Source organism: Ruegeria sp. AB6 (assembly GCF_056542685.1).
Genome location: NZ_JBQGAD010000009.1, coordinates 107,631 through 129,431 on the forward strand (window position 1 = coordinate 107,631; position 21,801 = coordinate 129,431).

At 57.0% G+C, this 21,801-nt stretch carries 21 protein-coding genes; 10 read left to right on the forward strand and 11 right to left on the reverse strand.

The genetic code is table 11. From position 1 onward, the window contains the following. Positions 1–83 precede the first annotated feature (83 nt). Positions 84–755 (forward strand): peptide-methionine (S)-S-oxide reductase MsrA, encoded by a 672-nt coding sequence (gene msrA / locus ACR0DB_RS17315; protein ID WP_480552232.1) that lies wholly within the window; start codon positions 84–86, stop codon positions 753–755. On the opposite strand, the gene ACR0DB_RS17320 is transcribed toward msrA, so the two are convergent. Continuing rightward, entirely contained in the window at positions 752–1,621 is an 870-nt protein-coding gene (locus ACR0DB_RS17320; protein WP_480552233.1) for a ribokinase, read from the reverse strand. The two genes, msrA and ACR0DB_RS17320, sit on opposite strands and share 4 nt — an antisense overlap. Continuing rightward, positions 1,618–3,882, reverse strand: a complete 2,265-nt coding sequence (locus tag ACR0DB_RS17325; protein ID WP_170771362.1) for an NADP-dependent malic enzyme — start codon at positions 3,880–3,882, stop codon at positions 1,618–1,620. Before ACR0DB_RS17325 ends, ACR0DB_RS17320 begins: the two co-directional genes overlap by 4 nt. 161 nt (positions 3,883–4,043) lie before the next feature. Here ACR0DB_RS17325 and mutS point away from each other — a divergent pair, with 161 nt between their 5' ends. Then, positions 4,044–6,659 carry a DNA mismatch repair protein MutS gene (mutS, locus tag ACR0DB_RS17330; protein WP_480552285.1) on the forward strand — a complete coding sequence of 872 codons (2,616 nt, stop codon included), beginning with the start codon at positions 4,044–4,046 and terminating at the stop codon, positions 6,657–6,659. A 58-nt stretch (positions 6,660–6,717) separates the two neighbouring features. Here mutS and ACR0DB_RS17335 read toward each other — a convergent pair whose 3' ends face one another. Then, positions 6,718–7,281, reverse strand: coding sequence for a nucleotide exchange factor GrpE (locus tag ACR0DB_RS17335; RefSeq protein WP_170771360.1), 564 nt, complete (start codon positions 7,279–7,281; stop codon positions 6,718–6,720). 10 nt (positions 7,282–7,291) lie between these two features. After that, complete coding sequence (hrcA, locus tag ACR0DB_RS17340) at positions 7,292–8,356, reverse strand: heat-inducible transcriptional repressor HrcA (protein WP_170771358.1); 1,065 nt, start codon at positions 8,354–8,356, stop codon at positions 7,292–7,294. A gap of 112 nt (positions 8,357–8,468) precedes the next feature. Here hrcA and rph point away from each other — a divergent pair, with 112 nt between their 5' ends. Genes rph through ACR0DB_RS17360 form a run of 4 tightly spaced genes read left to right on the forward strand, consistent with a single transcriptional unit; the run spans position 8,469 to position 11,292 of the window. Continuing rightward, positions 8,469–9,182, forward strand: a complete 714-nt coding sequence (rph, locus tag ACR0DB_RS17345) for a ribonuclease PH (protein ID WP_480552234.1) — start codon at positions 8,469–8,471, stop codon at positions 9,180–9,182. Then, the gene (rdgB, locus tag ACR0DB_RS17350; RefSeq protein ID WP_170771354.1) at positions 9,179–9,793 is read left to right on the forward strand and encodes an RdgB/HAM1 family non-canonical purine NTP pyrophosphatase; all 615 of its coding nucleotides are present in this window, start codon (positions 9,179–9,181) and stop codon (positions 9,791–9,793) included. Before rph ends, rdgB begins: the two co-directional genes overlap by 4 nt. After that, on the forward strand, positions 9,783–10,937 hold the full coding sequence (gene hemW, locus ACR0DB_RS17355; protein ID WP_480552235.1) for a radical SAM family heme chaperone HemW: 1,155 nt from the start codon (positions 9,783–9,785) through the stop codon (positions 10,935–10,937). Before rdgB ends, hemW begins: the two co-directional genes overlap by 11 nt. Position 10,938: 1 nt before the next feature. Continuing rightward, positions 10,939–11,292: a YbaN family protein gene (locus tag ACR0DB_RS17360; protein WP_480552236.1), complete on the forward strand. Its 354-nt coding sequence runs from the start codon at positions 10,939–10,941 to the stop codon at positions 11,290–11,292. On the opposite strand, the gene ACR0DB_RS17365 is transcribed toward ACR0DB_RS17360, so the two are convergent. The 7 genes from ACR0DB_RS17365 to ACR0DB_RS17395 form a co-directional block, all read right to left on the reverse strand. Then, positions 11,282–12,178, reverse strand: a complete 897-nt coding sequence (locus ACR0DB_RS17365; protein WP_480552237.1) for a ParB/RepB/Spo0J family partition protein — start codon at positions 12,176–12,178, stop codon at positions 11,282–11,284. The two genes, ACR0DB_RS17360 and ACR0DB_RS17365, sit on opposite strands and share 11 nt — an antisense overlap. A gap of 19 nt (positions 12,179–12,197) precedes the next feature. Then, positions 12,198–12,998 (reverse strand): ParA family protein, encoded by an 801-nt coding sequence (locus tag ACR0DB_RS17370; RefSeq protein ID WP_480552238.1) that lies wholly within the window; start codon positions 12,996–12,998, stop codon positions 12,198–12,200. Then, positions 12,991–13,593: a 16S rRNA (guanine(527)-N(7))-methyltransferase RsmG gene (rsmG, locus tag ACR0DB_RS17375; protein ID WP_170786183.1), complete on the reverse strand. Its 603-nt coding sequence runs from the start codon at positions 13,591–13,593 to the stop codon at positions 12,991–12,993. The genes ACR0DB_RS17370 and rsmG overlap by 8 nt, the downstream gene beginning before the upstream one ends. Then, complete coding sequence (gene mnmG, locus ACR0DB_RS17380) at positions 13,590–15,458, reverse strand: tRNA uridine-5-carboxymethylaminomethyl(34) synthesis enzyme MnmG (RefSeq protein ID WP_480552239.1); 1,869 nt, start codon at positions 15,456–15,458, stop codon at positions 13,590–13,592. The genes rsmG and mnmG overlap by 4 nt, the downstream gene beginning before the upstream one ends. A gap of 12 nt (positions 15,459–15,470) precedes the next feature. Beyond that, positions 15,471–16,757, reverse strand: coding sequence for a tRNA uridine-5-carboxymethylaminomethyl(34) synthesis GTPase MnmE (gene mnmE, locus ACR0DB_RS17385; RefSeq protein WP_480552240.1), 1,287 nt, complete (start codon positions 16,755–16,757; stop codon positions 15,471–15,473). A gap of 30 nt (positions 16,758–16,787) precedes the next feature. Beyond that, complete coding sequence (rho, locus tag ACR0DB_RS17390) at positions 16,788–18,059, reverse strand: transcription termination factor Rho (RefSeq protein ID WP_170771337.1); 1,272 nt, start codon at positions 18,057–18,059, stop codon at positions 16,788–16,790. Positions 18,060–18,206: 147 nt separating this feature from the next. Continuing rightward, positions 18,207–18,656, reverse strand: coding sequence for a CopD family protein (locus ACR0DB_RS17395; protein ID WP_480552241.1), 450 nt, complete (start codon positions 18,654–18,656; stop codon positions 18,207–18,209). Positions 18,657–19,060: 404 nt separating this feature from the next. Between ACR0DB_RS17395 and ACR0DB_RS17400 the strand changes: the two genes are divergently transcribed. Genes ACR0DB_RS17400 through dnaQ form a run of 4 tightly spaced genes read left to right on the forward strand, consistent with a single transcriptional unit; the run spans position 19,061 to position 21,795 of the window. Further along, positions 19,061–19,660, forward strand: a complete 600-nt coding sequence (locus ACR0DB_RS17400; protein ID WP_480552243.1) for a Maf family protein — start codon at positions 19,061–19,063, stop codon at positions 19,658–19,660. Then, positions 19,657–20,490, forward strand: coding sequence for a shikimate dehydrogenase (locus tag ACR0DB_RS17405; RefSeq protein ID WP_480552245.1), 834 nt, complete (start codon positions 19,657–19,659; stop codon positions 20,488–20,490). Before ACR0DB_RS17400 ends, ACR0DB_RS17405 begins: the two co-directional genes overlap by 4 nt. After that, positions 20,487–21,080, forward strand: coding sequence for a dephospho-CoA kinase (coaE, locus tag ACR0DB_RS17410; RefSeq protein ID WP_480552246.1), 594 nt, complete (start codon positions 20,487–20,489; stop codon positions 21,078–21,080). The genes ACR0DB_RS17405 and coaE overlap by 4 nt, the downstream gene beginning before the upstream one ends. Further along, entirely contained in the window at positions 21,073–21,795 is a 723-nt protein-coding gene (gene dnaQ / locus ACR0DB_RS17415; protein ID WP_480552247.1) for a DNA polymerase III subunit epsilon, read from the forward strand. Before coaE ends, dnaQ begins: the two co-directional genes overlap by 8 nt. The last annotated feature ends 6 nt before the right edge of the window (positions 21,796–21,801 follow it).

Below are 21,801 nucleotides of genomic sequence, written 5' to 3' on the forward strand. Positions count from 1 at the left end.
TCTCACCACCGCGTGACAAACGATGTCAGCGGATTGCATGAGACGAAAAGAGAGGGCAGATTTCTCTCAGAAGGAGACCTGCCATGACCCGCATCGCTTATCTCGACTACGTCAAACCGACGCTTCTTTTTACTCTGATTACGATCGCAGCTTTGCTGCGTGCAGCCCCCGCGCCCGCTGCGGGGACCGAAACCCTGACCGTTGCCGGAGGGTGTTTCTGGTGTGTTGAATCTGATTTCGAATCCGTCCCCGGCGTGCTCGAAGCGGTTTCGGGCTTTACAGGCGGTCAGGTGGCCAACCCCACTTATGATCAGGTGTCCAAAGGTGGCTCGGGCCATTATGAGGCCGTGCAGATCACGTTCGATCCGGCTCGCGTTTCCCGTGAAACCCTGCTGAACATGTTCTTCCGCTCGGTCGACCCCACGGATGCTGGCGGTCAATTCTGTGACCGAGGTGACAGCTATCGCACCGCGATTTTCGTCTCCAACGCAGGCGAAAAAGCCAAGGCCGAAGCTGCCAAAGCCGACGCCCAACGCGCCTTGGGCCAGACGGTCGTAACGCCGATCCTGCAAGAAGGCGCGTTTTATCCGGCAGAGGAATACCATCAGGACTACTACAAGGGCGACAAGCTGGTCTTCACCCGGTTCGGCCCAAAGCGTCAGAAGAACGCCTATAAGGCCTACCGCAAAGCCTGCGGCCGCGATGCCCGCGTTAAACAGCTTTGGGGTGGCGACGCACCCTTTGCCGGGTCTTAATCGAACCGCGCCTCCCGGACGTCTTTGAGGTCCGGTATTACATCCGCCGTACCGTGCCGCGTGACCATTAGGGCCGCGGCACGATTTGCTTGGGTGATCGCCTGCGCCATTGGCATCCCGCGATCCATCCCGGCCAGAACATACCCCGTAAATGTATCGCCCGCACCCGTAGTATCCACGGCATGCACCTTGTGGGCCGGAAAATCCGAGACCTCTCCACGGTGATAGTACCGCGCGCCCTCGGCACCCAGTGTGACAATCACATGTTCAATCTGAAGGTCAGTTACAGATTGACCGGTGGCCTCACGCAGCTGCTCGGCCTCGACCGCGTTGAGGATCAGGAAATCCAGAAATGGCAGCACCGCCTGTACCGAATCCGCCTGAAACGGGGCAGCGGCGTAACAGACCGTCAGACCCAACTCGCGGCCCATCTTTGCAGCCTCAACCTGCATGTTGGTTTCGTTCTGCATCACCAGCAAGTCGCCCTTTGACGCCGATGACAGCGCCTGCCCCAGCTGATCCTGAGAGATCGCGTGGTTCGAACCCTGGAACAGGATGATATTGTTCTCACCCTCGGAATCCACAGCGATAATCGCATGGCCCGTGGGCACATCCACCTGCGCGATATAACGGGTATCAACGCCATATTCCGTCAGCCGATCCCGTGCCCAGCGCCCGTCGAAACCGACGGCCCCGATATGCGCAATCCGCGCCCCTGCTCTGGCCGAAGCCACGGACATGTTTGCGCCCTTGCCGCCCAGAAACCGGTCCAGCCGATTGGCCGACAGCGTTTCCCCCGGTCCGGGAAGGTGCGGCACATCATAGATCATGTCCGCATTGATCGAGCCGAGGTTCCAGATCGTCATGGTTTGCCCGAAATGTCACACGAGGCCAGAATGGCCATGTTCAGGATGTCATTCGCCGTCGAGACGGTCGAACAGATTTGAATCGGCTTGTCGATCCCAGACAGGATCGGGCCAATCACGGTCGCGCCGCCCATCTCCTGCATCAGCTTGGTCGAGATCGAGGCCGAGTGCCGCGCGGGCACGATCAGGATATTGGCTGGGCCGGTCAAACGCTGGAACGGATAGCCCGCCTGTTGATCCACATTCAGGGCCACATCCACGGTCATCTCGCCTTCGTATTCGAAATCGACGCCGCGCTGATCCAGAACCGCAGGCGCACGGTGCATCTTTTCGGCGCGTTCCGACACCGGATAGCCAAAGGTCGAGAAACTGACGAAGGCAACGCGTGGTTCAAGCCCCATATGGCGCGCAACGGCGGCTGAGCGTTCGGCAATATTTGCCAGATCATTCTCATCCGGCCATTCATGGACCAGCGTATCGCCGATCAGAACAATCCGCCCCTTGTGCAAAAGGGCCGTCACACCCGCAGCTCCGTGCGCGGCGTCGGCGTCAAACACATGGTTGATCCGGTCCAGCACATGCGCCGACTTGCGCGTCGCCCCCGTGACCAGACCATCGCCATGGCCATGGGCCAGCATCAGCGAAGAAAACACATGCCGGTCGCGCGCGGCCAAACGGTGAATATCCTTGCGGTCGAACCCTTTGCGTTGCAGACGCTGATAAAGAAAATTCGAGTAGGTCTCGAGATGGTTGGTATTGGCAGCATTCACCACCTCCAACTCGCGCACGGCATCGCCCAGACCGGCCTCTTCCAGCTTTTGCTTCACGTCATCGGGGCGCCCCACAACCAGTGCCTTGCCAAAGCCCGACCGCTGATATGTCACTGCGGCGCGCAGCACGCGAGGGTCGTCGCCCTCGGCAAAGATCATCCGGCTTTGCGCGGCGCGGGCACGGGCGTTCAGACCACGTAGGATACTGGCGGTCGGGTCCATGCGGGATTTTAGGCTCAGCTCATAGGCGTCCATGTCGATGATCGGACGCCGCGCTGCGCCGGTATCCATCCCGGCCTTGGCAACGGCAGGCGGAATGCGGTGGATCAGACGCGGGTCGAACGGCGTCGGTATGATGTAATCGCGCCCGAATGTCAGCGACTTACCATAGGCCATTGCCACCTCATCCGGTACATCCTCGCGCGCCAGATTGGCCAGCGCGTGGGCACAGGCAATCTTCATCTCGTCATTGATAGCACGGGCGTGGATATCCAGCGCACCGCGGAACAGGTAGGGAAAGCCCAACACGTTATTCACCTGGTTGGGGTAATCGCTGCGTCCTGTGGCGACGATGGCATCGACGCGGACCTCATGCGCTTCTTCCGGGGTGATCTCGGGGTCGGGGTTTGCCATAGCGAAGATGACAGGGTTGTCGGCCATCGAGGCAACCATATCCTGCGTCACCGCGCCTTTGACCGAAACGCCCAGGAAGACGTCTGCGCCCTTCATCGCCTCTTCCAGCGTGCGCAGGTCCGTGGTGATCGCATGGGCTGATTTCCACTGGTTCATCCCCTCGGTCCGGCCTTGATAAATCACGCCCTTGGTGTCGCAAACGATGCAGTTCTCATGCCGAGCGCCCATGGATTTGAGCAGCTCAATACAGGCGATCCCCGCCGCACCTGCCCCGTTCAGAACGATCTTCACGTCCTCAATCTTCTTGCCCGAGATATGTAGCGCATTCAGCAGGCCCGCTGCACAGATCACCGCAGTCCCGTGCTGGTCATCGTGAAAGACGGGGATATCCATCTCTTCCTTCAGGCGCTGTTCGATGATGAAGCATTCGGGCGCTTTGATATCTTCCAGGTTGATGCCACCGAAAGTCGGCCCCATCAGTTTCACCGCACGGCAGAATTCATCCGGGTCTTCGGTGTCCAGCTCGATGTCGATCGAATTCACATCAGCGAAGCGTTTGAACAGAACGGCCTTGCCCTCCATCACCGGCTTACCGCCCAGTGCACCAAGGTTCCCAAGGCCCAGAACTGCCGTCCCGTTCGAGATCACGGCCACCAGATTGCCCTTGTTGGTATAGTCGTACGCCGTCTCGGGCGCGGCAGCGATGGCCTCACAAGGGACCGCGACACCTGGACTGTAAGCCAACGACAGATCGCGCTGCGTGGTCATGGGAACGGTGGCCTGCACCTCCCACTTGCCGGGGGTGGGGTCCAGGTGAAAGGCCAATGCCTCTGCTTCGGTGATCTTCGTTTTGGGCATCTTTTAGGTCGTTTCCATGACTTCGGGGCTTATGCGTCATAGCGCAGGCGGGGCTGCGCCTCAACGACAATACGTTTTCACCTTTCGTCACGGATGGGGGATTTGTAAGGTCGCGACCGGAAGACGCCAGAAGGGGGCCGCTTTTGTCCACAGTCACGCCGATGATGGCGCAATATCTTGAAATCAAAGAGGCCCATTCAGACGCCCTGCTGTTCTACCGCATGGGCGATTTCTACGAGATGTTTTTCGAAGATGCGGTAAACGCCGCCGAGGCATTGGATATCGCCCTGACCAAGCGCGGCAAGCACAACGGGGACGACATCCCAATGTGCGGCGTGCCGGTTCACGCCGCCGAGGGCTATCTGCTGACGCTGATCCGCAAAGGCTTTCGCGTGGCCGTGTGCGAACAGATGGAAAGCCCGGCTGAGGCGAAGAAAAGAGGCTCTAAATCAGTGGTTCGGCGCGATGTTGTGCGTCTGGTGACGCCCGGCACGCTGACCGAGGACGCCCTGCTTGAGGCCCGCCGCCACAACTTTTTGGCCGCCTATGCCGAGGTTCGGGATGAGGCCGCTTTGGCCTGGGCGGATATCTCGACCGGGGCGTTTCACGTGATGCCTTTGACCTCGGTCCGGCTTAGCCCCGAACTGGTGCGGTTGGCCCCGTCCGAGTTGATCGTGGGCGACGGAATGGAGCAGGCGTTGAACGAAACGGTGCGCGATCTGGGCATTTCGCTGACCCCCATCGGACGCGCCAGTTTCGACAGTACGTCGGCAGAAAAGCGGATCTGCGGGTTGTTTCACGTGGGCGCTTTGGATGCGTTCGGGTCCTTTGGCCGTGCCGAAGTGTCGGCTATGGGCGCGCTGATCGACTATCTTGAGATCACGCAAAAGGGCAAACTGCCTCTGCTGCAAACGCCGCTGAAGGAATCCGAAGACCGTGTGGTGCAAATCGACGCAGCCACGCGCCGCAATCTGGAACTGACTCGGTCTTTGTCCGGTGGGCGCGCCGGATCACTGTTGTCTGTGGTTGACCGGACCGTAACACCGGGCGGCGCACGGTTGCTGGAACAACGCCTGTCCAGCCCGTCCCGCAATCTGGAGGTGATCCATGCGCGGCTCGATGCGCTGAGTTTCGCCGTAGAAGATAGCCTAATCTCCTCAGACCTGCGCGAGGCGCTGCGCAAAACCCCCGATCTGGACCGCGCCCTGTCACGCCTGTCCCTGGAGCGTGGAGGCCCGCGCGATCTGGCTGCCATCCGCAACGGGTTGACCCAAGCCGCCGCGATTGCCGAAATCTGCGAGGCGCAGGATCTGCCGGTTCTGCTGGCGACCGCCCTGCAAAACCTCGTTGGCTTTGACGACCTGCTGAACCTGCTGGACGAAGCGCTTGTGGTCGAACCACCCCTGCTGGCCCGCGACGGTGGCTTTATCGCCCCCGGTTTCGACGCAGAACTGGACGAAGCCCGCACCCTGCGCGATGAAGGTCGATCCGTCATCGCGGGGTTCCAACAGAAATACGCGGAACATACCGGCATCACCTCGCTAAAGATCAAGCACAACAACGTGCTGGGCTATTTCATCGAAACCACGGCTACACATGCCGAGAAAATGCTGAACCCGCCATTCTCTGAGACCTATATCCACCGCCAGACCACCGCGAACCAAGTGCGGTTCACCACCGTCGAATTGTCCGAGATCGAAACCCGCATCCTGAACGCGGGAAATCTGGCGCTTGAGATTGAAAAACGGCTCTATCAAAGGCTTTCTTGCGATATTCTGACCCTCGCCGCCCGTCTCAACCAAGCTGCCCGAGGGCTGGCGGAACTGGACCTGACCACCGCGCTCGCCGATCTAGCGCGGGGTGAAAACTGGTGCCGCCCACAGGTCGACAGCTCGCGCGCGTTCAACGTGCAAGGCGGTCGCCATCCGGTCGTGGAACACGCGCTGCGCCAGCAATCGGGTGATGCTTTCATCGCCAATGACTGCGATCTGAGCGCCGATCAGGGGGCCGCGATCTGGCTGCTGACCGGTCCCAACATGGCCGGTAAGTCAACCTTCTTGCGCCAAAACGCGCTGATCGCCCTGCTGGCCCAAATGGGCAGCTATGTCCCAGCAGAACAGACCCATCTCGGCGTGGTCAGCCAACTGTTCAGCCGGGTCGGAGCCTCCGACGATCTGGCCCGCGGCCGCTCGACCTTCATGGTCGAAATGGTCGAAACCGCCGCCATCCTCAATCAAGCCGACGACCGCGCGCTGGTCATTCTGGATGAAATTGGCCGCGGCACCGCCACTTATGACGGCCTCTCGATCGCCTGGGCCACGCTGGAGCACTTGCACGCCGCCAACCAATGCCGCGCGCTGTTTGCCACCCACTACCACGAACTCACAGCACTGGCCGGAAAACTCGAAGGCGTCGACAACGCCACCGTCGCTGTCAAGGAATGGGAGGGCGAGGTGATCTTCCTGCATGAGGTCCACAAAGGCGCCGCCGACCGCTCCTATGGCGTGCAGGTCGCACAGCTGGCGGGCCTCCCAGCATCTGTCGTCGATCGTGCCCGAACCGTCCTTGAACAACTGGAAAAAACCGAACGCGAAGGCGGCAAGCAAAAAGCGCTGATTGACGACCTACCACTTTTCTCGGCTGCGCCACCACCTCCACCACACACGCCGAAACCCTCGCCGGTCTCAGACATGCTGCAAGATATCCTGCCGGACGAACTCACTCCACGCGAAGCACTCGACCTGATCTACAAACTAAAAGAGGCGGCCAAAAACTGACCGCCCCTTCTTCTGTTCAAAAATACCTCCGCCGGAGGCTTGGCTTCGCAGAAGCCAATCAGCTCGCAGGTGTCGACGACACTCCAACCTGCGCCGGACGCAGCAAACGGTCATGTAGCATGAATCCTTCAGCTGAGACCTGAATGATGTCGCCCGCCTTGGTGCCAGGCACCGGGGCTTCGAACATCGCCTCATGCATGTTTGGATCAAACCGGTCCCCAACTTCCGGCGTGATCACCACAATCCCATGTTTTTGGAATACGTCCTTCAGTGCGCGCATGGTCAGTTCCACGCCTTCTATCAAACCAGCAGCCACTTCTTTCTGCTCATCGGTCGCAGCCTCAAGCGCGCGTTTCATGTTATCGTAAACCGGCAGCATGTCACGGGCCAGCTTTGACCCTCCATACTGTTCCGCATCGCGACGGGCCTTATCGCCACGTTTCCGCGCGTTCTCTGCATCCGCCAGGGCGCGCATGAACTTGTCCTTGAACGCATCTCGCTCGGCGCGCAACGCGTCGATCTCAAGCTCTTCTTCGCTAATCTCAACAAGGTCCTCGGCCAGCTCTTCCGCTTCGGCCATTGCGATATCGTCCAGAAAATCTTCGTTTTTGGGCTCTGCCATCTCTTACCCTCTAGCTCCGGTCGGAAATCAGCTTGCCGACCAGTTGCGCCGTATAATCCACGATCGGCACGATCCGTCCATAGTTCAGTCGCGTGGGTCCAATAACCCCGACCGCACCAATTATCTTACGATCAGCGTTCATATATGGAGACACCACCAAAGAGGAACCCGAAAGTGAGAAAAGTTTGTTCTCAGAGCCGATAAAAATGCGCACACCCTCGCCATCTTCGGTCAATTCAAGGAATTCGGCGATGTCACGCTTACGTTCCAGATCGTCAAACAGGGTGCGAATGCGGTCCAGCTCTTCAACTTCGCCCGAATCCGCCAGCAGATTCGCCCGCCCCCGCACGATCAACCGGGCCGAGTCGCCTCCGTCCCCGTCCCAGGCCGCGATTCCGCTTTCGACCATGTCACGCGCCAGAACATCAATTTCCTGTTTACGCGCGTCGATCTGAGACAGCATCTGCTTGCGCACTTCGCTAATCGTGCGGCCCTCAATCAGCGCGTTCAGGAAATTCGCCGCCTCACGCATGGAACTGGGCGTCTGCCCCGGCGGCGGAGTGAACAGGCGGTTTTCCACGTGCCCGTCCGAAAACACCAGCACCACCAAAGCGCGGTCATGGCCCAGCGAGACAAACTCGATATGCTTGATCTCGGCCTCATGCTTGGGCGTCAGCACCAGTGACGCACCTTGTGTCACGTGTGACAAGGCCGATCCCACCCGGTCCAGCATTCCGCCCACATCGCCCGTGTTAGAGCCTAATGTTTCATTCAGCTTCTGCCGATCGTCGGCGCCCAGATCGCCAACCTCAAGCAACCCGTCAACAAACATTCGCAGCCCCTGCTGCGTCGGAATCCGCCCTGCGCTTACATGAGGGCTGTCCAGCAGGCCCAGAAACTCCAGATCCTGCATCACATTGCGCACCGTCGCGGCGCTGACTTTCTCCGACAAGGTGCGGGTCAGGGTGCGGCTGCCCACCGGCTCGCCGCTCTCCAAATAGCTTTCGACGATCAACCGGAACACTTCGCGCGAGCGGTCGTTCATCTCATTCAGAATTTTACTTGCTTCGCTCATCGGCGGCCCCCTGCTGGATCGTCATTAAATCGCAGGTAAATGAAAGGTCAATCGGGGTTGCATCGTAACGCCACGGGGCGGTATCCCAAAGCCAGCAAACAAAGGATATTTCATGCGACCCTCAGGACGTAATCTAGACGAAATGCGCGCTGTTTCCATCGAGACAGGTTTCACCAAACATGCCGAAGGGTCCTGCCTGATCAAGATGGGCGACACCCATGTGTTGTGTACCGCCACGATCGAGGATCGCGTGCCGCCCTTTATCAAAGGCTCGGGACTGGGTTGGGTGACGGCGGAATACGGCATGCTGCCCCGCGCGACCAACACGCGGATGCGGCGTGAGGCGGCCTCAGGCAAGCAAGGCGGTCGCACCGTGGAAATCCAGCGCCTGATTGGCCGCGCCCTGCGCGCCGGTGTCGACCGGGTTGCATTGGGTGAACGCCAGATCACTGTCGACTGCGACGTCATTCAGGCCGATGGCGGCACCCGCTGTGCCTCGATCACCGGCGGTTGGGTCGCGCTGCGTCTGGCAGTGAACAAGCTGATGAAAACGGGCGATGTCATTTCCGATCCTCTGGTCGATCCTGTCGCCGCCGTGTCTTGTGGCATCTATGCCGGTCAGCCGGTGCTGGATCTGGACTACCCCGAAGACAGCGAAGCCGGTGTGGATGGCAACTTCATCATGACCGGCTCGGGCAAGCTGATCGAAGTACAGATGAGCGCCGAAGGCTCGGTCTTTAGCCGCGCGCAGATGGATCACCTGATGGATCTGGCCGAGAAAGGCGTCGGCGAACTGGCAGCGGCACAGAAAGCCGCCACCGCATGACCCGCAAGTTCGACAGCGACAGGCTGCTGGTCGCCACGCACAACAGAGGCAAGCTTGAGGAGATGGCGCATCTTCTTGAGCCCTTTGGCGTGACCGTGATCGGCGCGGGCGAGATGAATCTGCCCGAACCGGAAGAGACAGAGGATACCTTTGTCGGCAATGCCCGGATCAAGGCGCATGCCGCGGCCAAAGCGACCGGCCTGCCCGCTCTGTCGGACGATTCCGGGATCACCATCGACGCGCTGAACGGCGCACCCGGCGTCTACACTGCCGATTGGGCCGAAACTGGCAATGGCCGGGATTTCCTGATGGCGATGACCCGCGCTCATAATGAGTTGGAAGCCAAAAACGCCCCCCACCCGCGTACTGCGCAGTTCCGCAGCACCCTGGTGTTAGCCTGGCCCGACGGTCATGACGAAGTGTTCGAGGGCATCGCTCCCGGTCATCTGGTCTGGCCCATTCGCGGCGAAGGCGGTTTTGGCTATGACCCGATGTTTGTCCCCGACGGCTATGACATTACCTTTGCCGAGATGGATCGCTGGGAAAAGAACAAGATCAGCCATCGCGGCCGCGCGGTGGAGATGTTCGTGAAGGGCTGCTTTGGCGGATGATTGGCGCAACGGGGGCTTTGGCCTGTACGTGCATTGGCCCTTTTGCGAGGCCAAATGCCCCTATTGCGACTTCAACAGCCATGTTTCCCGTAATATTGATCAAAAACAATGGCTTGAGGCGTATCTGACCGAGCTGCGCCGCTCGGCCACCGAAACGCCCGATCGCATCCTGAACACGATCTTCTTTGGCGGAGGCACCCCATCTCTGATGGAGCCAGACACAGTCGCCGCTGTGATCGATGAAGCTCGCGCCTTATGGCGCCCCGCCAATGACATGGAAATCACGCTCGAAGCCAATCCCGGTTCAGTCGAGGCGGGCCGTTTCGCCGCCTATCGTGATGCCGGGGTCAACCGGATCTCGATGGGCGTGCAAGCGTTGAACGATGAAGATCTGCGCCGTCTGGGCCGCATCCACACGGTGGCCGATGCCCGCGCCGCCTTTGATATCGCCCGGACCTGTTTTGAACGCGTCAGCTTTGACCTGATCTACGCCCGACAACACCAAACACTGGAAGACTGGCGCGCAGAATTGACCGAGGCGCTGTCGATGGCTGTCGATCACCTGTCGCTCTACCAACTGACCATCGAGGAAGGCACCGCCTTTGGCGACCGCTATGCAGTGGGCAAACTGCGCGGCCTGCCCGAGGATGACCACGCCGCTGACATGTATCTTGCCACGCAAGAGATTTGTGAGGCGCATGGCCTGCCGGCCTATGAGGTGTCAAACCACGCCCGACCGGGTGCGGAGTCGCGGCACAATCTGATCTATTGGAACTACGGGGATTATGTGGGCATCGGACCCGGCGCACATGGGCGCATCACGGTTCAAAACACTAAATACGCCACTGAAACTTACTTGTCGCCCACCGCGTGGTTGACTGCCGCCCTCAAGGGATCGGGTGAAAAGGAACGCACCGCGCTCAGCCCGCAAGATCAGGCGAATGAATACCTTATGATGGGTCTACGTATTTCTGATGGTCTAGATATAGATCGCTACAATGCGTTATCTTCGAATGAGCTGCCGCATGGCAAACTCAGCGATCTGAGTGAAATCGGCATGGTCGAGGTGCAAGACCGTCGGCTTAAGGCCACCAAAAACGGACGCGCCGTGTTGAATGCCGTTATCCGGGAATTGCTGGGGTAGCATGCAGTATCTTTGGGCTACTCTTGGATTGATTTGCGTGGCGCTTGCGGTCATCGGTGTCGTGCTGCCACTGCTACCGACCGTCCCGTTCCTGCTGTTGGCCGCCTTCTTCTTCGCGCGCTCGTCGTCCCGTTTGCATAATTGGCTGATCACACATCGCACGTTCGGCCCAATGATCATTGATTGGCAAAGCTCCGGCGCCATTCGTCCAAGTGCAAAAAAAGCGGCAACCGTGTCGATTGCCGTCGTTTTTGGAATTTCAGTTCTGATTTCTGTACCGGGCTACGTTCTTGCAATCCAGGCGGTCGTTTTGGGCGCTGTGCTGACCTTTATCTGGACCCGCCCTAACGGCTGAGCTTGGCGCAAAGATCGTCGAGTTGATCCAGGTTTTCATAGGTTAACACAACCTGCCCCGTCTCGGTCCCCGCTTTGTGGTTGATGACAACCTTCATCGCCAGAATGGCCGACAGATCTTTTTCCAACGCCCGCGTATCCGCATCCTTCCCGGCATCCAGATTACGCGCCCGAGGAACCGGTTTTGCTTCATTCGGCTGCTGTTGTTTCTTGACCAAAGCCTCGGTCGCGCGGACTGAAAGGCCATCGCGGATCACAATTTTCGCCAGCTCTGTCGGGTTTTCGGCCGTGATCAACGCCCGCGCATGGCCGCCGGACAGCTTTCCCTCGACCACGAAATGCTGCACATCCATTGGCAATGACAGCAATCGCAGCAGGTTTGCGATATGGCTCCGACTTTTACCCAGAGCCTCGGCCATTTTGTCCTGCGTATGGCCAAAGCGGTCCATAAGCTGTTTGTAACCCGCGGCCTCTTCTACAGCGTTCAGGTCAGCACGCTGGATATTCTCAATTATCGCGACTTCCAGAACCTCGGTGTCGTCGAAATCCCGCACAATAACTGGAATTTCATGCAGTTGCGCCATCTGCGCAGCGCGCCAGCGCCGCTCACCAGCGACAATCTCATAGTCACCTTCCGAGATTTCACGCACGATCAAAGGCTGGATAATGCCCTTTTCCTTGACCGAAGCCGCCAGTTCATCCAGCTGCTCTCGTGAAAAAGTACGGCGTGGCTGGTTCGGATTGGCGTGTAGTTTTTCAATCGGGACTTTCATGTCCGGGCGGCGCGGTTCGGAGATGACGCGGCCTTCGGTTTCCTGCGTTACATCCGCCATCAATGCAGACAACCCGCGCCCCAACCCCCGAGGTTTCGATTTCTTTGCTGCCACTGTGCCCTCCTACCGCCATTCAGGCGGCTTTTTTATTCTTATGTATGACCTCGCGCGCCAAATGTCGGTACGCCATCGCCCCTAAGGACCCAGAATCATATTGCAGAACTGGCAAAGCGTAAGACGGCGCCTCGCTGACCCGAACATTTCTGGGTATCTTGGTTTTAAATACCATCTCACCCAGATTGTCACGCGCGTCTTTTTCGACCTGACGGGACAAGTTGTTGCGGTTGTCATACATAGTCAGCACAACACCTTCGATTCTGAGGTCGGGGTTTGCGGTTTGCCGAACCTCGCGAATAGTCAGCATAAGCTGCGACAGACCCTCAAGCGCAAAGAACTCACTTTGCAGCGGAACCAGTACAGAATGCGCCGCAACCATTGCGTTGACAGTTAAAAGGTTCAGTGAAGGCGGGCAATCGATCAGAACAAAGTCAAACCCAAACTTGTCGATAGCAGTTTGACGCAATGCGTCATGAAGTAGATAGCTGCGTTTTTCATTAGAAATAAGTTCGATATCAGCTGAACTCAGATCCACAGTCGCCGGGATAACAAAAAGCCCGCCAATTTCTGTTTCCTGAACGACCGCCTCCAGTGGAGCATCATCCAGGATCAGATCATATGTCGTCCAATCGCGGTCTTCGACTCCTAAACCGGTGGACGCATTGCCCTGCGGGTCCAGATCAACCACGAGAACTTTGCATCCAGCCTCTGCCAGGCCCGCAGCGAGGTTGATCGCAGTCGTTGTCTTTCCAACACCGCCCTTCTGATTGGCTACCGCTATTATCCGAGGGCCAGAAGGACGAGACAAATCAACCACGAGAAACTCCTTTTATCTTAAGGATAACGGCTTGGGGCTCGGTTAAACTTGTAATCGGCTCGGCATCGAAATTCCATTCCTCCTGCGCGTCCGACAGTTCTTTTTTCCACTTCGCGCCTTTCGGCAACAGGGCTGTCCCAGATTCGCCTAAATGCCTATCGCAAAACGATAATAAGACCTTTAATTCTGCAAGCGCGCGAGCTGACAAAACATCGGCATTCAAGGGGTCAACGGATTCAATTCGTTTGGAAATTACCCGGCAATTCGTGCTGCATTCACGCGCCACATTTCGCAGAAATGCCGATTTTCTTTGATCACTCTCCACCAGTGTGAACGAGGCGTCCGGATATTCTTCCATAGCCAGAATCGCGCAGACCATACCTGGAAATCCGCCCCCACTACCCAGATCAACCCAAGAATTGAAGCTGTCGGCGCAGCGATAAACTTGCACAGAATCTTTGATGTGCCGCTCCCATATGTCCTCCAGGCTGTTCCTCGAGACAAGATTTATGCTTTGATTCCACTTTTTGACCAAATCTACATAAGTGGTCAGCCGGGAAAATGTTTCACGTGAAACATTCAAGTCGTCCCTCATATCTTTCGCACTTTCTGGTTGCGGCGAAGTCTGGCCAAAACCAATGTCAGAGCTGCAGGCGTAACGCCTTCGACGCGACTAGCCTGACCAATATTCTCCGGCTTTGCTTGGGACAGCTTTTGTTTCATCTCTGACGACAGGCCTTCCAGGGCAAAAAAATCGAAACCCCTAGGAATTTCATAAGCTTCATCCCGACGCATTGCTTCGACATCTCTTTTCTGCCGCTCAATATAGTTCGCGTACAGCGCGTCACGCTCCACTTGTTGACGGATATCAGGGTCAACGGCTTCCGAGCCCGAAATTAGTGGGATCAAATCCGAGTAATTGACTTTGGGAAACGCCAGAATCGCCATGCCATCTCGACGATTGCCGTCGTTATTAACCGAAATTCCTGCCGCGTTTATCTCTTTCGGCGTATATTTCCGCTTATTTAGCAACGCCTTTGCCGCCGTTAGCTTCTTCATCTTCTTGGAAAACACTTCTTCCCGTTTAGGTGTTACGCACCCCAGCTTAATTCCGACCGGCGTTAACCTCTGGTCTGCATTGTCTGCTCGCAATGACAGGCGAAACTCAGCACGAGACGTGAACATCCGGTAAGGCTCCGCGACTCCCTTGGTGGTAAGGTCGTCAATCATTACCCCTATGTAACTGTCTGCACGTGTAAAATGAATAGGTTCTCTATCCAAGGTGGCCAGGGCGGCATTTAGTCCCGCTACCAAGCCCTGAGCAGCCGCTTCCTCATACCCAGTGGTTCCACTAATTTGACCTGCCAAATATAAACCTGGCACAGAAGGCAGAGACAGCGAGGAAGTTAACACACGGGGATCCACATAATCATATTCGATCGCGTATCCTGGTTGCAGAATCTTGGCTTTTTCCAAGCCCTTAATAGACTGGACATATTCGCGCTGAACGCCTTGCGGCAACGAAGTTGAGATTCCATTTGGATATATTGTGTGATCATTGACCCCTTCCGGCTCCAGAAATATCTGGTGGGAGTCCTTTTCGGCAAATCGAACAATCTTATCTTCAATTGAAGGACAGTACCGCGGGCCAACGCCATCAATGTGGCCGCCATACATTGCTGAACGCGCCAAGTTCTTTTCGATTATCTCGTGTGTTTGGGCATTCGTATGTGTAATACCACACGAGATTTGGGGAGCTACAACCGAACTGGACAAAAAAGAGAACAGGCTTGGTTCATCGTCTCCGTCTTGACGCTCTAGATCTGACCAATCAATCGTTCGTCCGTCCAATCTTGGCGGAGTGCCTGTTTTCAAACGACCAAGTGGTAACTCAAAGCTATCTAATCTTTCTGCCAATCGAACCGACGGTCTGTCGCCCATCCGTCCGCCCGGTTTGGACTGATCCCCAATATGGATCACACCGCGCAGAAATGTCCCGGATGTTAAGATCACTGCTTTTGCTCGGATTTCTGAGTCGTCCGCCAATCGGATACCGGCAACGCGATCGGCGACCATCAGGAAATCAGTCACTTCACCGACAATAACGCGCAACTCTTGTTGAGCTTGCGTTTCTTTTTGCATTGCCGCCCGGTACAAAGCCCGGTCTGCCTGCGTTCGTGGACCTTGCACCGCGGGCCCCTTGCGACGATTTAGCAACCGAAACTGAATTCCGGCCCGATCTGCGACACGCCCCATAACGCCGTCCATTGCATCGATTTCGCGTACTAAGTGGCCTTTGCCCAGTCCTCCGATTGCTGGGTTACATGACATGACTCCAATGTCAGCGGCTGATAAAGTCACCAATGCGGTATTCACACCCATCCGTGCGGCTGCGTGGGCTGCCTCGGTTCCTGCGTGGCCCGCGCCGATGACGATGACATCAAAATCCGAATGTTTCACGTGAAACACTCCTTACTTGCCCAAGCAGAAACTCGAGAATATTTCGTCCAACAAGTCTTCAACCCCGATCCTCCCGACCAGAGATTCCAACGTTCTGATAGCTGTGCGCATTTCTTCGGCAGCGATATCATACAGGTCTGGGCCTGATTCCAGAACCGAGATTGCCGCGTTCAAGGCCTGTTGCGCATTGATCAGCGCAACACGGTGCCTTTCTCGTGTCGAAATACCAGATGTCGTGGTTCGCGATGACAAAATACGCGATATACGGGCAACAAGTGCATCCACTCCGTGGCCTGTTTTCCCAGAAATTCCATTTTCACCCTCGTCTCGAAGGTCGGATTTAGGGAAAACCTGGATATCTTCGGACTGAAACTGCACATCCAATTCGGACGGGTCAGCTGTCAGAAACACTCGCATATCCGCAGCTTCCGCCCGTTTCTTTGCCAACGCAATTCCCAATGATTCCACATGATCTTCGGTTTCGCGCAATCCGGCCGTGTCCAAAAGTGTTACCGGCAGACCGTCCAAGTCCATCCGCACTTCGATCACATCGCGTGTAGTTCCGGCATATTCCGATGTTATCGCGGCTTCTCGCCCGGCCAGCGTATTCAGCAAAGTAGACTTTCCAGCATTGGGCAAGCCGACAATAGCAACTTCAAATCCTGTGCGAATACGTTCAGCAATCTTGACGCCTTCGGCTTCACGCATCAGGTCGGACATGACACCTTCAACTAAGGCCCGAACTTCAGGCGTGACATCGGTTGGCACCTCTTCATCCGCAAAATCGATCACGGCCTCAAGCAGGGATGCAGCACGGATCAGGTCGCGACGCCAACGCTCGGCAAGCTGCCCCAGACCCCCAGCCAGAATAGTCTGCGCCTGCTTGCGTTGCGCTTCAGTTTCCGCGTCGATCAAATCGGCAAGACCTTCGACCTGAGTCAGATCCATCTTGCCGTTTTCCAACGCGCGACGGGTGAATTCTCCGGGTTCAGCCAGGCGCAAACCATCGGTATCGGACAAACACCGCATCACAGCATTCACCGACGCAGTGCTACCATGAATTTGCAGCTCTGCGACGTCCTCGCCGGTGAAACTGGCCGGAGCGTGGAACGTCAGCACCAACCCGTTATCCAGACGAGATCCATCCGGCCCGCGTAGCGTGCGTAAATTCATACCGCGCGCGGGAAGTTCCCCGCCCGTCAGATCCATGACCGCCGAGTGCGCTAAAGGACCAGAGAGGCGTATAACCGCCACCCCTGCTTTGCCTTGCGCGCTGGCCAAGGCGAATATCGTATCCATTCGAAGGCCTCGCGTCCGTTAAGACCTGTGTCAGGTATTCATTGAATCGAAGAACTCGCCATTCGTCTTCGTCTGTTTCAACTTGGACAGCAGGAACTCGATCGCGTCGGTCGTCCCCATCGGGTTGAGGATGCGGCGCAGAACAAATGTTTTGGCCAGATCACCCTTGTCGACCAGCAGATCCTCTTTCCGGGTGCCCGATTTGAGGATGTCAATCGCCGGGAACACACGCTTGTCGGCGATTTTGCGGTCCAACACGATTTCCGAGTTGCCCGTGCCTTTGAATTCTTCAAAGATCACCTCGTCCATCCTGCTGCCGGTGTCGATCAGCGCGGTGGCGATGATGGTTAGCGAGCCACCCTCTTCAATATTCCTGGCCGCACCGAAGAACCGCTTAGGCCGTTGAAGTGCATTCGCATCCACACCACCGGTCAGAACTTTACCCGAGGATGGCACCACGGTGTTAAACGCCCTACCAAGTCTTGTGATTGAGTCGAGAAGAATAACAACATCTCGTTTATGCTCGACCAAACGCTTGGCCTTTTCGATCACCATTTCCGACACGGCCACGTGGCGCGTTGCAGGTTCATCAAAGGTCGAGGACACGACCTCACCCTTCACCGAGCGCTGCATGTCCGTCACCTCTTCGGGGCGTTCGTCGATCAGCAAGACGATCAGGTAGCATTCAGGGTGGTTCTGTTCGATCGAGTGCGCGATGTTCTGAAGGATCACCGTCTTACCGGTCCGCGGAGGCGCCACGATCAGCGACCGCTGTCCCTTACCAATTGGCGCAACAAGGTCGATCACGCGAGCGGACTTGTCTTTGATGGTGGGATCTTCGATCTCCATCTTCAGACGTTCGTCTGGGTACAAAGGTGTCAGGTTGTCGAACAGGATCTTGTGCTTAGCTTTCTCGGGGTCTTCAAAGTTGATCTTTGTGACCTTGGTCAGCGCAAAATACCGTTCGTTGTCATCGGGCGCCTTGATTTCACCTTCAACGGTGTCGCCAGTGCGCAGCGAATGCAGGCGGATCATGTCAGGCGAGACATAAATGTCGTCAGGACCCGGCAGATAGTTTGCCTCGGGCGAACGCAGGAAGCCAAAGCCGTCTTGCAGCACTTCCAGCACGCCATCGCCGCCAACGGTCCAGCCCTCATCCGCGCGTTCGCGCAGGATCTGGAACATCATCTCGCCCTTGCGCATGGTCGAGGCGTTTTCGATCTCCAGCTCTTCGGCCATCGCCAGAAGGTCTTTGGGGCTTTTGGCTTTCAGATCGGCCAGATTCAGGGATTCATTGGACATGATACAAACCTTCACCGCTGTCAGCGCGGCACGAAGTGGAATTTCAGTACGGAAGATACGCCGCCCGGACGGGCGTGTTTACCCCTACATAAGCGTGACCTTTGTTGGAGTCAAACTGCCCTTGTATTTCCTAAGTAGTTTGTGCCCTCAGAACTTCAGAACGACCGCCAGGACAATGATAACCATCAAAACCGTCGGAACCTCGTTCATCATGCGGTACTGCCGCCCAGTGAGCTTATTTCGCCCCTCTATGAAGTCCTTGCGCCGCGCCATCAGCCAATGATGGAACCAGGTCATCCCGATCACCGCGGCCCCCTTGGCCCAGGGCCAAGTCCAATCCCAACCAACAATGCCGGGCGTGAAGACCATGATCAGCCCGCAGACCCACGCCACGACCATAGCCGGGCGCATGATCACGCGCAGCAGCTTTTCTTCCATTTCAAAGAAGATCTCCTGCGCTCCGTCGACCGCCTGAGCCTTTTCTACGTGATAGACGAACAAGCGGGGCAGATAGAACAATCCTGCCATCCAAGAGATCACCGCCATGATGTGAACCGACTTTACCCAAGGGTAGATTGCAAAAAGAAGGTCGGTCATGTTGGCTCCGAAGGTTTCCCGGGACCCTCCCTAATAAAAAAATAAGAAAAGAAAAAGGATGATGGTTTTGTAGGGCAGTCCAAATCCGTGGATTACTTTTTTACACATATGTTTTCCCCAAGTGGACAGAATCCGGTTCTGGGCGGGTGATTCTGTTGAGAGAAAATTTTTCTTATTAATATCAATTATTTATACTTTTTTTGAATATGAATCACTGGGGATAAGTCTTTGGGTATGTTTGGAAAACCCCGGTTTTCCCGTTTGTCGACTTATCCTTGTCCCTACTGGATAGTATTCGGGCGAATCCGGGATGTTTGACGCGAAAATCGTGAGCTTGCGTGTCAACAGGAAAACCATACAAACCATCCCGGAACCGTTAACGATTTGCTCAGGGGGTTTTCCACATGTCTGTCCCCATCATTCTGGCCTCTGGCTCGTCCATCCGGGCGGAGTTGTTGCGCAATGCGCAGGTGCCGTTCAGCGTGCAAACCGCGCGCGTCGATGAAGACACAGCTAAACGCGCCCTTCTGGCTGAAGGCGCCTCGCCCCGCGATTTTGCAGATGCTCTGGCCGAGATGAAGGCCCGCAAGGTCAGCGACAAACATCCCGGCGCGATGGTGTTGGGATGCGATCAAGTGCTGGACTTCGACGGTCAGCTTTTATCGAAACCACAAACGCCTGACGACGCGCTGGCGCAGCTTAGGGCCATGCGGGGGAAACGGCATATGCTGCTATCGGCGGCCGTGATCTATCAGGATGGCGAGCCGATCTGGCGGCATGTGGGTCAGGTTCGCTTGCGGATGCGGATGAGCTCGGACGCATATCTGCGGGGTTACGTGGATCGAAACTGGGACAGTATCCGTCACGCCGTTGGGGCCTATAAGCTGGAAGAAGAAGGTGTGCGCCTGTTCGCCACCATTGACGGAGACTATTTTAACGTCTTGGGTATGCCCTTATTGGAGCTGTTGAATTTTCTGGCCGTCAAAGGGGTGATTGATCAATGAGCAAGGCAAAGATTCCTCTGGCCGGGGTGATCGGGCACCCAGTGGCGCATTCGAAATCGCCTCAGTTGCATGGGCATTGGTTAAAGACCTATGGGTTGTCGGGTCACTACGTGCCGATGGATGTGTCCCCGGACGATTTACAGGATGTGTTGCGGGCTTTGCCCAAGGCTGGGTTCGTGGGAACCAATGTCACCGTTCCGCATAAAGAGGCTGCGCTACGTCTAGCCGATGAGGCCACGGACCGAGCGCGCAAGATCGGTGCGGCGAATACGCTGGTGTTTCAGGACGATGGCCGAATTCACGCCGACAACACCGATGGCTATGGATTTCTCGAGAACCTGCGCAGCGGCGCGCCGGATTGGTCCCCGACGGACGGACCTGCGGTTGTGTTCGGGGCAGGCGGTGCCGCGCGAGCGGTGCTTCAGGCTTTGGTCGAGGCAGATGTGCCCGAGATTTTTCTAACCAACCGTACCCGGGAGCGGGCCGAGACATTGCGAGATGAATTTGGGCCCAGCATCACGGTTGTCGATTGGGTTCAGGCCGGAAATGTGCTCGAGGATGCCGAATTGGTGGTCAACACCAGCTCTTTGGGGATGCAGGGGCAGCCCGAGTTACGCGTGCCGCTGGACGGGTTGCAGCCCGGTGCGGTTGTGACGGACCTGGTCTACGCACCGCTGAAAACGCGTCTGCTGAAAACCGCCGAAGAGGCCGGCTGCACCACCGTCGATGGTTTGGGCATGTTGCTGCACCAGGCTGTGCCGGGTTTCGAAAGCTGGTTCGGTGTCCGCCCTGAAGTCAATGTAGACCTGCGCGCGGCTGTTTTGTCATGAGTTTCGCGCTTGGCCTGACGGGCTCGATCGGAATGGGCAAAAGCACCACAGCGCAAATGTTTGTCGATGAAGGCTGCGCGTTATGGGACGCAGATGCAGCCGTACATAGACTCTATTCAAGGGGTGGAGCTGCCGTTGAACCGATGCAAGCCGCTTTTCCCGCCGCAATCGTTGACGGCGCGGTTAGCCGCGATGCGCTGAAACAGATCATCACAAATGACCCGGCTGCGCTCAAGCAGATCGAAGGCATCGTGCACCCCTTGGTTGCCGCAGACCGCGCTACGTTTCGGGCAAACGCTACGGCGGATATTCTGGTTTTCGACATTCCCTTGCTATTCGAAACCGGTGGAGATGCTGCGATGGATGCCGTGGCTTGCGTGTCGATCCCGGCGGATGAACAAAAACGCCGCGTCATGGCGCGGGGAACGATGTCTGAGGCGCAGTTCGAGCAGATCCGCGCAAAACAGATGCCGAATGACGAAAAATGCGCACGATCTGATTTCGTGATCGTGACGGACAGTCTGGACCATGCCCGCGCGCAGGTGCAGGATGTGGTCAGGCAGATACGGGCGGGTTTGGCAGATGCGTGAAATTGTACTGGATACCGAAACCACGGGGTTCGATCCCGAAAGTGGCGACCGCATCGTGGAAATCGGCGCGGTCGAGCTTTGGAACCACGTGGCCACGGGCGAGACCTATCACGTCTATATCAACCCCGAACGTTCGATGCCGGAAGACGCGTTTGGCGTTCACGGTATCGGCCCGGACCTGCTGGAAACTCCGCGACCACCGGAAAAAGGTGAAGTAACACTGAAGGACAAGCCGGTTTTTGCCAAGGTCGGTCAGGGATTTCGCGACTTCATCAAGGATTCGAAACTGGTCATCCACAACGCCTCGTTCGACATGAAGTTCCTGAACGCCGAGTTGAAATGGATGGGCCTGCCGCAGATTCCGATGGATCAGGCGCTCGATACGCTGGCCATCGCGCGCAAACGCTTTCCGGGTTCACCCGCCTCGTTGGATGCGCTGTGCCGGCGGTTCAATATCGACAACTCGAACCGAACGCTGCACGGAGCACTGCTGGACTCTGAGATTCTGGCCGAGGTCTATCTGGAGTTGATCGGTGGACGGCAGCCGGATTTCGGCCTTTCGACTGTCGCCTCTGCGGCAGGTGCGGGCGGCGAAGAGTGGCGACCCACGGCACGACCGACACCCTTGGCGTCAAAGATCACCGATGAAGAACGCGCAGCACATGAAACATTTGTGGAAAAACTGGGCGAAAACGCCCTGTGGACCCGCGCCTGAGGGATT